Raw genomic sequence first — 15,432 nt, 5'->3', positions numbered from 1 at the left:
ATGGTTAATTCTGTTCAGCCATGATCATTTCCAGTTCTTCTTGTTCTGCCATCAGCTCTTCCCATTCCTGATATGAGCGGCTGATATTTTCTTCCAATCCTTGATAACGTGCGACAAGACTTTTTATTTCTGTCCCTTCCCCATCTCCAAAGATTTCCGGATTGCTCATCATTCCGGCTACTTCTTCTTTTTCCTGTTCCATTTTTGCCAGTTCATCCTCAAGAATCTCCACCCTGCGCGTCAGCTGTTTTAAATTCTTGCTCTGTTCTTTGGCCAGAATACGTGCCTCAAGATGATCCCCTTTCGGGGTATTGGGAGCGGGTTTATTTTCTGCAGCAGCGTTTTCTTTCTTTTTATAACGGTAATAGGTGTAATTGCCCGGGTAATCATGAATTTGTCCGTCTTCCAATTCCCAGATTCGATCGACTACTTTATCCAAAAAATAACGATCGTGGGAAACCAGGATAATTGTCCCCGGATAATCATCCAGAAAATCTTCTACCACCTGTTTTGAAGCAATATCTAAATGGTTGGTCGGCTCGTCCAGTACCAGAAGATTGGCACCTTTGAGCAGCAATTTTAAAAGGGCGATGCGGGCCTTTTCGCCTCCGCTTAAGGATTCGATCTTTTTTTCCACATCATCCCCGCGAAATAAGAAGGATGCCAATAAGCTGCGCGCTTCCTCCTGGCCTTTATTAATAGTATTCATAATTTCCTGCAAAATGGTTTGATTCCAATCCAAGGTTTCTTGTTCCTGTGCATAATACCCAGGAACAACCCGGGATCCAAACTTGACGCTTCCTTGGTTGGGCATGATTTCCCCCATAATAATCTTTAAAATGGTCGATTTCCCTGTACCGTTATTCCCTACCAAAGCCACTTTTTCCCCATTATGAATTGTTCCATTGAGATCCTGAAATAATGGTTGACCCTTAAAACCATGAGCTAATGTTTCCAATTGGAGCACCTGAGATCCTGATTCCGGGACCGGTGCCAAAAGGCGCGGCTGGATGATCTTTTGTTCAGTCAATTTCTCCATCCGCTCCATGCGTTTCAGAATCGTCTCCCGACCCCGTGCCTGCTTGGATTTCACCCCTGCCTTATAGCGTCGGATAAAAGATTCCGTTTGAGCAATCACCTGCTGCTGTTTTAAATAAGCTCTTTGGTAGCTTTCCTCAAATTCTCCTTTTCTTCTCAGATAGCCTTGATAGTTTTCCTGATAGGAGGTAATCTTTCCTCTCTCCAGCTCCATAATGCGATTTACTGTTTTATCTAAAAAATAGCGGTCATGAGATACCAGAAAAACGGTTTTGGGATAGGTGACCAAAAAATCCTCCAGCCATTCAATCCCATTGATATCTAAATGATTGGTCGGTTCATCCAAAAAAAGAATATCCGGCTGTTGTAAAAGAGCTTTGGCCAAAGCAGCTCTCGTTTTTTGCCCGCCGCTCATGGTCGATACAGTTTGACTTAAATCTTCATCGGTAAATCCCAAGCCTTTGATCACCTTCCGGACAGTGGCCTCCAGGGCATATCCTCCTGCCCTTTCATAGCGTTCCGTAACCTGGGCATATTGGTGCATCAAATCCGGCAAATCATCTTCCCTAATGCTTGCCATCCTTTTTTCCATTTCTCTCAAGGTTTTGCGATCTTCAATGGTGTCTTCAAATCCTTGCAGCATTTCATCAAACAAAGAAATGTGTTCATTCCAATCATTTTGCTGAGCTAAAAAACCGATCGTCGTCCGTTCATTAATCATGATGGAACCTCCATCGGGGGACTCTTCTCCGGTGAGACATTTAAACAAGGTTGATTTCCCTGTTCCATTGGAGCCAATTAAGCCCACCCTTTCCCCTTCATGAAGAGCAAAGGACAATCCGGAAAAAATTTCATGAATGCCATAGGATTTACTCAAATTTTTGACTTGCAGAATAATCAAAACCAACACCTCCCCTTGTATCCGCCCAAAAATAACAGAAGCCCCGGTTTTCACCGGGGCTTTGCCATCAAACCATTAAACTAAACAAAACTCATCTATTATAAGCTGTTGCTTTTGTTCAATTATAATTTGATTACATTTGCAGCCTGTGGGCCGCGGGGTCCTTCAACGATTTCAAATTCGACACTTTGCCCTTCATCCAAGGATTTGAAGCCTTCGCTTTGGATAGCAGAGAAATGAACAAAAACGTCACTGCCGCCTTCTCTTTCAATAAAACCAAATCCTTTTTCTGCGTTGAACCATTTTACTTTGCCTATCATGGGGTACCTCCTAAAAAATTATTACTAAGCTTACTAAGCTTATTTAGTATAACACGGATAAAAATAATTTTCAATCGGTTAAAAAAATATCTGCCGTCCCAATCCTCAAATCCACATATTTATTTCAATCTTTTACAGAATTACTCGAATAATGATTGCTTTTTCGGGCATCACTATGTATAATGAACTTACCTAATGTTTGCTATTACCAGGTCGTTTCCCAATTCCTTCTTTGGATTAGAAATCACCCCGTAAAGTAACATAGGAAAACCTACCCCAAAGAAGGAGGAATGTTAAATGTCTTTTGAAGACAAAACTCTCACTTGCAAAGACTGTGGAGCTGAATTCACATTCTCAGCTTCCGAACAAGAATTCTATGCAGAAAAAGGTTTCCAAAACGATCCGGCCAGATGCCCCGAATGTCGTTCCGCTCGTAAACGCCAACGCAATGGCGGTGGAAGAAATACGGGTGAAAGAGAAATGTTCACTGTTACGTGTGCAGAATGCGGCGTAGAAACCCAGGTTCCTTTCAAGCCCAATAATGATCGACCGGTATACTGCCGAGATTGTTACCAGAAACAAAGAGAATATAGTTATTAAAATATCCTGATTTGTACATATTGTGCAAAGCAAAACAGCCTTCGGGCTGTTTTTTTATTCTGAGAAAATCATTTTGAGCCGTTAGAAAAAATCTTTGCTTCAGACTTTTCCAACCGGCTCAAAATGCGAATTCCTTCCTAGCCTATATCCCCAAAATATCTCTTACCGCTGTCCCCAGTTGATCCTTCTCAATCACTCTTTGATGCCGAACCGGCCTTTGGTCCAAATCCTTTAGGGCTGAGTGGATGGGCATCTTGGTGACCTGGTGGAGCTCCTCTAAAATTGCAAATTCATCCTTCTGACCGGATAAATCCTGCCCGCTAATGGCTTCAAGAACAGCCCGGTTAAATTTATAGGGATTGGCGGTGGCATCAATAATTGTTTTCCTGCGATCCCCGCTTTTCTCAACATAGTCCCGATAAACCGCCACTCCTGCCCCCGTATGGGTATCCAGGACATATCCTGATGCGGTAAATGTGGTTTTAATCTCCCGTTTTGTTTCCTCATCCGTCGCAAAACCGCCCAGAAGGAACTCCTGCCATTTTGCCCGGTAAATATCCTCCACTTGAAAGGCACCTTGATCCTGCAATTGCTGATACCAAAGAGAAATTTTATCTTCATCATGACCTGTGATTTCGAATAAAAAGCGTTCGAAGTTACTGGAGATTAAAATATCCATGGAGGGGCTGATGGTTTTATAAAATGTCCTCTGCCGGTTGTATGTTCCCGTCTCAATCACATCGGTCAAAACCTTGTTTTCATTGGAGGCGCAGATCAGTTTGTCCACAGGAAGACCCATTAAAAAGGCATAATAGCAAGCTAAAATATTGCCGAAATTTCCTGTGGGCACCACCACATTGATTTTTTCTCCCTGAGATATTTCTCCCCGATGCAATAATTGGCTATAGCTCCAAAAATAATAGATGATTTGGGGCAAGAGGCGACCCCAGTTAATAGAATTGGCTGAAGAAAATGTCATCTGATGGGCAGCAAACAAGGAGTTAAACTCCGGATCCGTAAACAGTTTTTTCACCGCTGTTTGGCAATCATCAAAATTGCCCTTCACCGCCACCACCGCTACATTATCACCCTCGGCAGTTGTCATTTGCAACTCTTGAACCCTGCTCACCCCGCCGTGGGGATAGAAAACGATGATTTTTACCCCGGGGACATTCTTAAATCCCTCTAAAGCAGCTTTACCGGTATCACCGGATGTGGCCACAGGAATAATTACCTCTTGGGCGGAGCCTCTTTTCTGGACGGATTTTACCAACAAGCGAGGCATAATTTGCAAGGCCATATCCTTGAAGGCAGCCGTAGGCCCATGCCAAAGCTCCAAAATAAAGGTATGCTGATCTAATTTTACCACCGGGGCAATATCCGGATGATCAAAGTTCTCCTGGTTATATGACTGGGCAACGATTTCTTTAATTTCTTCACCTGAAAAGTCATCCAAATAAAGTTCTAAAATTGTTTGCGCTATTTCCCCATATCTTTGCCCCGCCATATCAGATATCGTCTTTTCATTCAGCACGGGTACCTTTTCGGGAACAAATAATCCTCCTCCCGGTGCCATCCCTAAACAGATGGCTTCCGATGCTGTAACGGGATGAAAATTTCCTCGTGAACTGATATACATATTCTACTCTTTCCCTTCGTTCAAATTTGTGAATGATCTATTAATGCAGCCTCACATCGGTAAATGGGCCTTTCCTGACGATACCTTTCTTCGTATTCGGTGGTAATATTGCCCGGATATTGGCTCCGGTGAAGATCGAAGGTTATATTTTTCAGGAAAAACCCTTCCCCGGCGAATTCATTTAAAGAAAACTCAAAAAGCTCTTGATTGTCTGTTTTAAAATGAATTTCTCCACCGGGGGATAAAATATGCTTGTATTTTTTTAAAAATTTTTGATGGGTCAGGCGCCGTTTTCCATGTCGTTTTTTGGGCCAGGGATCGGAAAAATTCAGATAGATCCGCTGGATTTCTCCCGGGGCAAAATATTCTTCCACATCATCTGCCTCGGCCCATAGAAAGCGCATATTGCTTCTGCTTTCTCCTGCCTTGCCGATGGCTTTATAGACCATTTCTTCCCGAAATTCCATCCCGATAAAATTAATCTGAGGGTTTTCCCCTGCCATGGTGCTGATAAATTTCCCTTTCCCCATGCCCAGCTCCAGGTAAATGGGATGCTCCTGACCAAAATATGTTTTCCAGCAGCCATAATAACGGGCAGGCTCAAAGACCACCAGATCCGGGTACCGGGTCAGGGCTTCTTTCGTCCCGGGAATTCTCCTTAAACGCATATATACCCCCTTGCAACTAATTTTTTCTGTTCTTTACAGATCCCCTGCGGCCGGCAAGCCCTCCTTTTTGCGCGGCGGCCTTGGTCCAAAATACTGGTAATAATCCACCTTGATATCCCCATTATAGAGCTTTCTTTTTTTGCTTGCCTTTTTGCCGAAGAGTTTTTCAAAGCCTTCATAAGCTGTTAAAATATAAAACGACCAGGTATCCAGCTTCGTAAAAACCTGTCCCATTTCCCGGTAGAGGGCAGTTATTTCCTCCATGCTGCCTAACCGTTCGCCATAAGGCGGGTTACAGATAATTTTACCGTATTTCTTTGCTGAACTCAATTCAGCTAAAGGCATCCTTTGAAAATGTATTTGATCTTCAAAGCCTGCCTCCGTACTATTCTCCCGGGCAATTTTCAAAACATGTTCATCAATATCTGTCCCCCTGATATGCAGGGGCAGATCAAAATGAGCTGCATCATGGGTCTCTTTCCGGGCGTTTCTCCAATCCTTACGGGTAATTACCGGCCAGTGCTCCGAGATAAATTCCCGATTCATACCTGGTGCAATGTTTTGTCCGATCAGCGCGGCCTCAATGGGAATCGTGCCGGAGCCGCAAAGAGGATCAATCAGTTCCGTATCCGGCCGCCAACGGGACAATAAAACCAGGGCGGCAGCCAGGGTTTCTTTTAAAGGCGCATAGCTGCCCGTGACACGATAGCCCCGTTTGTGCAGCCCGGAGCCGCTGGTATCAATGGTAAGTGTCGCGGTATCGTTTAAGAGGGCTACTTCGATGGGATACAGAGGGCCGTTTTCTTCAAACCAGCTCACCTGATATTTTTGTTTCATTTTTTCCACCACAGCTTTTTTCACAATCGCCTGGCAGTCGGAAACACTAAATAGCTTAGATTTAACGGACTTTCCTGTGACAGGAAATTCGGCATCGGCAGGCAACCAATCATGCCAGGGCAGAGCCTTAGTTTGTTCAAATAACTCATCGAAGGTTTCCGCTTTAAATTCTCCGATTTTCACCCGCACCCGATCAGCCGTGCGCAGCCACAGGTTACAGCGGCAAAGAGCTTCCATACCTGCGGCAAAGCTGACCCTGCCATTCTCCACTTTTAAATTTTCATAGCCTAGGTTTTTTAATTCATCTGCCACCACAGCTTCCAATCCAAAGGTTGCTGTGGCGATGATCTCAATCTTATCCATTTTGTCACCTACTCTTAACAATTAATCTCCTTGACATTATACCGAAAAAGGTTTCTATTAAACAAGTAGAATAGAAATCTTTCACTAAAATATTATAGGACAGACAAAGGACGGTGCTAAGATAGCACCGTCCTTTGATTTGAGATTTTTACTTGACCTTTAATCGAACCTGAAGCAATTTCTAAATTTTAAACTTTATTTGAACTGCAAATTTACTCATGCCAAGGCGATCAAGTTAAAATTTATTCTGCGGCGTGTAATGGGTATGCAGCAGGTGATGAGACTTTTCCCCTAAGGGTTTCCCCAGAAATTCTTGGTACAAGGTCTGGACGGCAGGATTCTCGTGGGACTTCCTGATAGACATGGCCGAGTCTCCCTCATAGATTCCGGCAATTCTCTTTTCCCTGATCTCCATGGTGGTGGGAATAGGCTGCCCGCCGCCGCCAATACAACCACCGGGGCAACCCATGATTTCCACAAAGTGATAGTCTGCTTCGCCCTTCTTGATTTTTTCCATTAGAAACCGGGCATTGGAGAGACCGTTGGCAACGGCAATTTTTACCTCAAGATCCCCTACGGGAACAGAGGCCTCCTTGACACCGATCAGCCCCCGCACAGCCGTAAAATCAATATTCTCCAGAGTTTCTCCGGTCACAATTTCATAAACAGTACGCAGGGCCGCTTCCATCACCCCCCCTGAGGCACCAAAGATTAAGCCGGCTCCGGTGGAGATACCTAAAGGATCGTCATATTCTTCATCTGCCAGCTGATCAAAGGAAATACCTGACCTCTTAATCAAGCGGGCTAATTCCCTGGTGGTCAGAACATAGTCCACATCTTGGTATCCGCTGTCCCGCATCTCCGGTCTTTGAGCTTCAAATTTCTTGGCAACACAAGGCATAATGGAGACACTGACAATATCTGCCGGATCGATCCCCGCTTTTTCAGCGTAATAAGTTTTGGCCAAAGCTCCAAACATCTGCTGGGGTGATTTGCAGGTGGAAAGGTTATCCAAAAGCTCCGGGTAGAAGGTTTCGATAAAATTGATCCAGCCCGGGCTGCAGGATGTTAACAGGGGCAATGTTCCCCCTTCTTTTAATCGGGTCAAAAACTCCGTACCCTCTTCCATGATTGTCAGATCCGCGGTAAAATCCGTATCAAAAACCTTATCGAACCCTAGGCGTTTTAAAGCTGCCACCAGCTTACCGGTACTGACCTTGCCGGGTTCACTGCCGAATTCCTCACTGATCGCCACGCGAATCGCAGGGGCGGTTTGCACAATGACATGCTTATCAGGGTCACCTAGGGCTTCCCAGACCTCGTCAATATTCTCTTTTTCATGCAGAGCACCGGTAGGACAGACTAAGACACATTGTCCGCATTGGATACAGACAGAATCAGCCATGGAGTCATGAAAAGCCGGGCCAATCACTGTTTTCATACCCCTTTCCAAAGGAACGATCGCCTCTACCGTTTGAATCTTGTCACAGACACTGACACAACGGCGGCACAGGATACATTTCTCCGGATCACGCACCAAGGCAGGCGTGGAGGTATCCTGACCGTGTTTACTCGGATGCCGTTCAAAACGTATTTCCCGAATGCCTAAACTCTGGGCGGCATCCTGAAGTTCACAATTCAGATTGCGCACACAGGCCGGACAATTATAATTGTGATCCCCTAAAAGGAGCTCCAGATTTAACCTGCGTGCTCGCTGCACCCGGGGTGTATTGGTGTGGACGACCATCCCTTCTGATGCCGGAGTGACACAAGAGGCATTCAAGGTACGGGCTCCCTCCACTTCCACCAAGCAAACTCGGCAGGCGCCGATTGCATTGAGATCTTTTAAATAACAAAGGGTAGGAATTTTTATGCCGATTTGGTTGGCTGCATCCAAAATTGTTTTACCTTTTTCAATTTGCACCTCCTGGTTATCTATCTTCAGTGTAACCAGTTCCATTTGATCCCCTCCTCGATGTACTCACTCCGTGCTATTTTTTTACATCGCATCTCAGACAACGGCTAGCTTCCCGCACTGCTTCTTCTTCCGAAAAGCCCAGCTCCACTTCATCAAAACCAATAAAACGTTGCTCCAAAGGCAAACTGTGCATGTGAACCCGGGGCTGCTCTCTTTCCATAATTTCGCCGGAAAGTTTTCTTTCAAACGGGATATTGGGAATGATGTTGCCGTCATCACCCAAATAGCGGTCAATATTAGCCGCCGCTTTCTTGCCCCCTTTCACGGCCTCCACCACGGTGCTGGGGCCGGTAATACAGTCCCCGGCGGCAAAGATGCCCTCCACAGAGGTTAAATAAGTTTTGGGAGCCACACCGATGATTCCCGGTTCCAGGATATCGACACCGGTACCAAGGAGAAAGTCTCGTTTTAGAGTCTGGCCCACAGCAATGATTACAATATCCGTCGGGATACAAAAGTCACTGCCCGGAATAGGTTCCGATCTTCTCCGGCCGCTTAAGTCAAAGTTACCGCCTCGCATTTTGATCCCTAACAAAGCCTTAACCTTGCCGTTTTGTCCCAGTATTTCGGTGGAATTCATCATGGTGTGAATCTGAACGCCCTCTACCTCTGCTTCACGGACTTCTTCCACCAAAGCCGGCATATCTTCTTTTTTGCGGCGATAGACAATGTGAACTTCCCTGGCACCCAGCCTTAGGGCGCAGCGAGCGGTATCAATGGCCACATTGCCCCCGCCGATCACCGTCACCTTTTTCCCCGTCAGGTCCGGTACAGGGCCTAAATTGACATTTTGCAGGAAGGTAATACCGGAAATCACACCCTCTAAATCTTCTCCAGGTTGATTTAATTTTAATTCCAAATGAGCTCCCACCGCGATGAAAATGGCTTGATAGCCCTGCTCCTTTAATTCTTCCAAAGAGACATCTTTGTCCACGCCCACGGCGCAATTGGTTTTAAATTCCACACCCAAGGCTCTAATGGTATCTATTTCTGCCTGTAATTTTGCTTTCGGCAACCGGTATTCCGGAATGACCGTGGCCAGCATGCCCCCTAAAATTCCTTTTTCCTCAAAAACAGTTACGGAATAGCCTTTTTTGGCCAGATAATAAGCGGCGGTAAGACCGGCCGGTCCGGAACCGACAATGGCCACCTTCATATTTTTCTTTCTTACCGGTACGGATTCTTCCAAGGGCCCATATTCAAAGGCATAATCAGAAGCAAATCGTTTCAAATCCCTGATGGAGATGGCTTCGTCAATTTTTGAGCGATTGCATTTTCCCTCACAGGGATGGTTGCAAACCCGTCCGCAAATTAAGGGCAGGGGATTATCTCTTTTGATGAAGCGATAAGCATCCACATACCTTTTTTGCCTGATTAAATCCACATAAATGGGAATATCAATTCCCGCCGGGCAGCTGTTATGGCAGGAAGAATGGAACATGGTAGCACAAACAGAGGCACGGCAATATTTTTCCTTAATATGCTCCTCGTACTCATGTCTGAAATAGCGGATGGTGCTCAGCACCGGATTGGGGGCACTTTGCCCCAAACCGCAGAGAGCCGAATCCTTAATCCCTTGCCCCAATTCCTCTAATAATTCAATATCTCCTTCCCGGCCTTCCCCTCTGGTAATGCGCTCCAAGATCTCCAGCATGCGCAAGGTGCCGCTCCGGCAAGCAGTACATTTTCCGCAGGATTCATCTTTGATGAAATCCAGGAAATACTTGGCCAAGTCCACCATACAGGTGTCTTCGTCCATAATCACCAAACCGCCGGAGCCCATGATGGTGCCTAAGGCTGACAAAGACTCATAATCTATGGGTACATTTAAATGCTCCGGTGGAATACAACCCCCGGAAGGCCCGCCGGTTTGCGCGGCTTTAAATTTTTTCCCCCCGGGCACACCTCCTCCGATGTCAAAAATGACATCTCCTAAATTGGTGCCCATGGGAACTTCTACCAAGCCATTATTGACAATTTTCCCCGCCAGGGCAAAAACCTTCGTTCCGGCACTATGCTCCGAACCGATGCTATGAAACCATGACCAGCCATTTCTGATGATCGCAGGGATGTTGGCCAGGGTCTCTACATTATTGATAATGGTGGGCTTACCCCATAAACCGGACTGGGCCGGATAGGGCGGTTTCGGATTAGGTTCGCCTCTTTTCCCTTCAATCGAAGCAATAAGGGCCGTCTCCTCGCCGCATACGAAAGCTCCTGCTCCCAATCGAATCTCCAGTTCAAAATTAAAACCGGTGTTGAAAATATTCTTTCCTAAAAGACCCCTGTCTTGTGCTTGCTCAATGGCTTTTTTGAGTCTTGCCACAGCGACAGGATACTCTGCCCGAATATATACATAGCCCTTTTGAGCCCCAATGGCATATCCGGCCAGCACCATCCCTTCAATCACACTATGAGGATCACCCTCCAGAATACTTCGATCCATAAAGGCACCGGGATCTCCTTCATCCGCATTACAAATTACGTACTTGATCTCGCCGGGAGATTTATGCGCCAATTCCCACTTCACCCCTGTGGGAAAACCGCCGCCCCCACGACCCCGCAGGCCGGATTTTTTGATTTCTTCAATCACCTGCACCGGGGTCATGGATTCCATTACCTTGCCCAAGGCAAAATATCCCTCAGAGGCAATATACTCCTCCAGCGACTCCGGGTTAATAAGACCACAGTTAGCCAAAGCAATTCGTTTTTGTTGGTCTAATGCACGCAAGGAACCCACTAACACTCCCTCCCTTTACTGGTTCTTCTTTTTTCGGGATCATTTTACAATCCAGTCCTCATTCAGGAGATCATTCACCACATACTGTTCAATAATTTGCCGGGCTCGTTCCTCATCCACCAATTTAAAAACCACCGCTTCCCGCCCCGGTTTCTGAACCTCCACCAAAGGCTCCTGGACACAAAGACCGATACAGCCGGTAATGGACATTTGAATGTGGTCCAAAGAACGCTCGCCGATTTCCTTTTGCAGGGCTATTGCCGTCTCTTTGGCCCCGGCAGATATACCGCAGGTACCCATGCCCACCACAATTTTGGTACGGTCACTTTCTTTCATCTGAGCAAGCATAGCTTTCTTAATATCCACCAATTCTAAAAGGGATGTGATTTTGGACAACTGATTCACCTCCAACTATTGTTCCCAGACCTTAGTTGTATTTTTGCAGGATGGCTACCGCTTTTTCCGGTTTAAGAGAACCATGGGCATTCCCATCCACCGTCATCACCGGTCCTAATCCGCATGCTCCCAGGCAACGCACCACTTCCAGAGAATATTTACCGTCGTCTGTGGTATCTCCCGCCTCGATGTCCAATTCTTTCTCTAATCTTTGTAAAATTTCCGGCGATCCTTTCACATAACAGGCTGTCCCCTTACAAACACAGATCTGATGTTTGCCCTTCGGTTTAATGTTAAAATTTGAATAGAAAGAAATCACACTATAAACCTCACCCAAGGAAACATCGAGGGCCTTGGCAATCTTTACCTGAATCTCTCTGGGCAGGTATCCCACCACATGCTGCACCTGGTGCAAAACCTCAATTAAGGCCGAAGATTGTCCCTGATAAGCATCTAATATCTGTTCCACCTCTTCCATGCTCCACGACTGCTGCTGGCAACACTCTGTCATTTAACGCTCCTCCTTTCAAAAAATCTCTTGAAAATGGCATATTAGCAGACACCTCAACCTCCTTTTACATATAATGGATTACTTATAAGCGAATTTAACGTTAATCCTAATAATATGATTATAATTTATAATATTGTTACTGGCAAGTACTTTTGCATGTTTTTTGGCAAATAAAAATACAACTTTTTTATCCGCCCGTTTATTCTTTCCCTTCAGGTTTGCGTATACATTCACTTTTTATGGGCTCTGCCCATACCCGCCCTCGCCGGTAGGCAGTTGGTCATGCTTTGCAAGACCAACTAACAATAGGGTATTATACGGGGGCAGTAAAGGGTAAAGCTGCGCCTGGCTAACGCCAGCCCTTGACTGCCAGCATAGGCTCGAAGTACTAATCCAGGCTAGTTCTATAACTAGTTTTAATTTTTGCCTAAGAATGAACTTCTGTGTTCTAATCGATAACTTTTTCCTTCTAGTGAAATCATATCGCAACGGTACGTAAGTCTGTCCAAGATTGCGGTAGCTAATGCCGCATCTCCTAAAAACTCTGTCCATTCCTCAAAACCTTTGTTTGATGTTATGATTATAGATGCCTGCTCATGCAAATCTGATATTAACTGAAAAAAAAGGTTTGCATCCGTTCTTTCTATCGGAAGGTACCCAACTTCATCAATTACAACAAGACTGGACTTATATATCCTGTTAATCTTAGTTTTGCTTCTTCTGGATATCTCCTGGGTCCTTAGTATCTGTACCAGGTTACTCATAGTGGTGAAACTTACCTTATAACCTTCCTGTGCTGCCTTATAGGCCAATGCTATGCTAAGATGCGACTTTCCAACACCCGGAGGGCCTAAAAATATTAGATTATACATTTGTTCAATCCACTTAAGCTCAGCAAGTTGCTTTAGTTGTTTCTCGGTAATCGAATACTGAAAACTGACGTCAAAATCTTCCAGTTTTTTTATGTAGGGGAAACCAGCCTCCTTGATTCGTTTCTCCTTTGCTCTGTTTACTCTATATTTTAGTTCTCCTGTTAATACAGCTGAAATAAGCTCGGTATAAGTCTGATTCTTTTCTTCTGCGACTTTTATGAGTTTATCGATGCTGTCCCTCGTATTGATTAAACCTAGGCTGTACGCGTCCGCTTTTATATCTTTCATGTTAATCATCAGCCACACATCCCTTCATTGCTCTCTTGTATTCATTGATATCCCTTACCTTAGGATTGTTGCCCTTATATTTTGACGGTATTTGGGATATCTTCAATGGTGATGCTTTATGTGGCTCCTGTTGCAATTCCTTAAAATATTCCATACTTGACCTAAAGTCACCCGCTGACCAAAGTTTTTTCTCAACACAGTAATGTAGTGCCTGTCTTATGACATAAGGATCAAGTATCTCTTCACATATCCTCAGTATTACGCCTAATTGGTCTTTAAAATACCGTGGTTTATCTTTCTTTATAGCATCAAGCAGTACTCTTGCCTCATCAAGATAGAGCAGAGATTTAAAAGCTTTTTGATAGAGCAGTTCCTGTTTATTATTTAAATCTCTCTCCTGATGGTTTATTGAAATTAATTTACCCTTGTCAATAGATATCTTATGTCTTGCGTATATTTCACCCGTTTCCACATCTGCAATTACCATACTGCCCTTGTCGATTAGTAAATTTACTTTTAGACCAGGTTTATATGTTCCCTTTGGAACCCTATATCGGTTGGACTTATATAAAACTGTATTGTCTTTTCTGACGATATAAGGTAAACTTTTACTGGAAGATATGTTTTTATATGCAGGTACCGGCATCAGGTGTTGTTTTTCAAGGGCGAACACTTCTGCTGGTATCTTTTTTGTAATTTCATGAACCTTTGCATTGCCTGTTCTTTCAAGCCAAGCAAGACAAAGCTGGTTAAAGTCATCTATATTATCAAATATGCGATGCTTGGCAAAATTATATTTTGCATATTTCACAACGGCTTCGACTCGTCCTTTGGTCTCTGGATCAGCACCCTTACACAAATAAACCTTAAATTTCATTATACTTGTATAATGCTGAAATCCTTCGGTGTAGATGATATCACCACTATTTTCAGATACTGCCAGCACTTTATCCTGATCATATACAATCTCTTTTGGCTTGCCCCCAAAGTAGGCAAATGCTTTGTTATGAGCATTCACAAACATCTGTGTAGTAAAGGGCCGGTCAGTCCAGTATACAAACTTGTACCGTGAGTGAGACAGCACCATTGCAAAGCAGTATACTTGTGTTCGTTTTCCGTCAGCCTTTTTTAACCATATCTGGCCCATATCTACCTGCGCTTGATAGCCCATTGGCGGGTCTTCTAGCGCTTCATATTGTCTGAAATTTGCCCTCTTTGGAATGTTGTACTCTATTCTTAAATGCGCTACATAAAGTCTTAATGTTCTGTCAGAAAGCTTCGCGTCACCATGCCGCTCTTTGAGCCAGTCATAAAGCTGCGCTGAAGACATATCAGGATTATCTTTTAGCCAACTGACAAGCTCTTCCTCATAAATATCGCCTTTTTTGCATCTTGTACGGGTATCCTCTAGAGTAAGCGCGTACTCATCCGGTGGCATGTCCCAATATTTGTTTACTGTTCTGAAATTAATGCCTAGTTTTCTAGCTGCCTGGGTCTTTTTAAAACCCTCTTTTTTCTTTTGTTGAATTTCACTATACATTTTCCAATCTGTCATCCTTTCTGTCACCCCCAAGGAAGATTGTACCATTCTTCTCCTAGGTGATGTTACTTGACGGATTGAAAAGTTGTATTTTTATTTGCCAAAATCACTGCACTATTGTTTGCCAAAATCATTGCACTTTATTTTACCATTCACAAATATTCATCATCAGTTTCTTAATTCCTTCTTTTTGCGAACAAAGAGATAATATGATTAACATTGTTATCACTGGGAGAGGTAATATTTGTTAATAAAGAAGGATCACTAGATACTTATCTGGTGATCCTTCTTTTATTAAGATTATTACTCAGCACGGTGTAAAGCCTCTTGCGCTTCATCAATTTCACCGGCGGTCATGCCTTCATTCAATAAGCGATGTTTAATGGCCCCCGCCCAGAAGTTGCTTTTCTCCATCATTTTCCTGAACTTTTTTGCTTCCGGTGATTTGCGCCGACTCCGTTCCTGGCTGTTGGCCTCAAGAATTAAGCAGATAAAGCGTCCTTTAAGCAGGGTCTCCTGATCCATATCCCCATAATTTTTGTTTAAATACTCCATAAAATCGGCGTAATAAGCGGCAAATTCCTCATAGGAAATTTCCGTTTCCATTTTTAGATATTCCTGCATCTTTTCAAAATATTGTTCCATCAATATCCACCCCTTATGTCCTGGTCTCCTATCCAGATCCCTTTTACTTTTCAATAATCAGACTCATTAATGATCATAATTCATATGTCATCCTGA

The 15,432-nt window shown here is 44.2% G+C and carries 13 protein-coding genes; 1 reads left to right on the top strand and 12 read right to left on the bottom strand.

What is annotated here, in order from left to right; genetic code table 11:
- Positions 1 to 4: 4 nt before the first annotated feature.
- Both CEQ75_RS07745 and CEQ75_RS07740 read right to left on the bottom strand, forming a co-directional pair.
- Positions 5 to 1,939 (bottom strand): ABC-F family ATP-binding cassette domain-containing protein, encoded by a 1,935-nt coding sequence (locus CEQ75_RS07745; protein WP_198306661.1) that lies wholly within the window; start codon positions 1,937 to 1,939, stop codon positions 5 to 7.
- 122 nt (positions 1,940 to 2,061) lie between these two features.
- Positions 2,062 to 2,259, bottom strand: coding sequence for a cold shock domain-containing protein (locus CEQ75_RS07740; protein ID WP_089609819.1), 198 nt, complete (start codon positions 2,257 to 2,259; stop codon positions 2,062 to 2,064).
- Positions 2,260 to 2,556: 297 nt separating this feature from the next.
- Between CEQ75_RS07740 and CEQ75_RS07735 the strand changes: the two genes are divergently transcribed.
- Entirely contained in the window at positions 2,557 to 2,859 is a 303-nt protein-coding gene (locus CEQ75_RS07735) for a zinc-ribbon domain containing protein (RefSeq protein WP_089609818.1), read from the top strand.
- A gap of 142 nt (positions 2,860 to 3,001) precedes the next feature.
- Here the strand turns inward: CEQ75_RS07735 and thrC are convergent, their stop codons facing one another.
- From thrC to CEQ75_RS07690, 10 genes are all read right to left on the bottom strand, one after another.
- The gene (gene thrC, locus CEQ75_RS07730; RefSeq protein ID WP_089609817.1) at positions 3,002 to 4,498 is read right to left on the bottom strand and encodes a threonine synthase; all 1,497 of its coding nucleotides are present in this window, start codon (positions 4,496 to 4,498) and stop codon (positions 3,002 to 3,004) included.
- 20 nt (positions 4,499 to 4,518) lie between these two features.
- Positions 4,519 to 5,166: a tRNA (guanosine(46)-N7)-methyltransferase TrmB gene (gene trmB, locus CEQ75_RS07725; protein ID WP_089609816.1), complete on the bottom strand. Its 648-nt coding sequence runs from the start codon at positions 5,164 to 5,166 to the stop codon at positions 4,519 to 4,521.
- A gap of 33 nt (positions 5,167 to 5,199) precedes the next feature.
- Positions 5,200 to 6,366, bottom strand: a complete 1,167-nt coding sequence (locus CEQ75_RS07720; protein ID WP_089612547.1) for a THUMP domain-containing class I SAM-dependent RNA methyltransferase — start codon at positions 6,364 to 6,366, stop codon at positions 5,200 to 5,202.
- A gap of 235 nt (positions 6,367 to 6,601) precedes the next feature.
- Positions 6,602 to 8,326, bottom strand: coding sequence for an NADH-dependent [FeFe] hydrogenase, group A6 (locus CEQ75_RS07715; RefSeq protein WP_089609815.1), 1,725 nt, complete (start codon positions 8,324 to 8,326; stop codon positions 6,602 to 6,604).
- A gap of 31 nt (positions 8,327 to 8,357) precedes the next feature.
- Positions 8,358 to 11,084: an NADH-quinone oxidoreductase subunit NuoF gene (nuoF, locus tag CEQ75_RS19645; protein WP_276327721.1), complete on the bottom strand. Its 2,727-nt coding sequence runs from the start codon at positions 11,082 to 11,084 to the stop codon at positions 8,358 to 8,360.
- Positions 11,085 to 11,123: 39 nt separating this feature from the next.
- A complete protein-coding gene (locus CEQ75_RS18305; RefSeq protein WP_157677371.1) occupies positions 11,124 to 11,480 on the bottom strand; it encodes a (2Fe-2S) ferredoxin domain-containing protein in 357 nt (118 codons plus the stop codon).
- A 31-nt stretch (positions 11,481 to 11,511) separates the two neighbouring features.
- The gene (gene nuoE, locus CEQ75_RS07705) at positions 11,512 to 11,991 is read right to left on the bottom strand and encodes an NADH-quinone oxidoreductase subunit NuoE (RefSeq protein WP_089609814.1); all 480 of its coding nucleotides are present in this window, start codon (positions 11,989 to 11,991) and stop codon (positions 11,512 to 11,514) included.
- 416 nt (positions 11,992 to 12,407) lie between these two features.
- Positions 12,408 to 13,160, bottom strand: a complete 753-nt coding sequence (gene istB / locus CEQ75_RS07700) for an IS21-like element helper ATPase IstB (protein WP_198306583.1) — start codon at positions 13,158 to 13,160, stop codon at positions 12,408 to 12,410.
- Positions 13,153 to 14,706, bottom strand: a complete 1,554-nt coding sequence (gene istA / locus CEQ75_RS07695) for an IS21 family transposase (protein WP_242965302.1) — start codon at positions 14,704 to 14,706, stop codon at positions 13,153 to 13,155. Before istA ends, istB begins: the two co-directional genes overlap by 8 nt.
- Positions 14,707 to 14,994: 288 nt before the next feature.
- Positions 14,995 to 15,336 carry a hypothetical protein gene (locus CEQ75_RS07690; RefSeq protein ID WP_089609813.1) on the bottom strand — a complete coding sequence of 114 codons (342 nt, stop codon included), beginning with the start codon at positions 15,334 to 15,336 and terminating at the stop codon, positions 14,995 to 14,997.
- Between the last annotated feature and the right edge of the window lie 96 nt (positions 15,337 to 15,432).

It is taken from the genome of Dehalobacterium formicoaceticum (assembly GCF_002224645.1).
Taxonomy (GTDB): domain Bacteria; phylum Bacillota; class Dehalobacteriia; order Dehalobacteriales; family Dehalobacteriaceae; genus Dehalobacterium; species Dehalobacterium formicoaceticum.
Note: the sequence above shows the minus strand (reverse complement) of the source record. Positions and strands in the feature narration are given on the sequence as shown.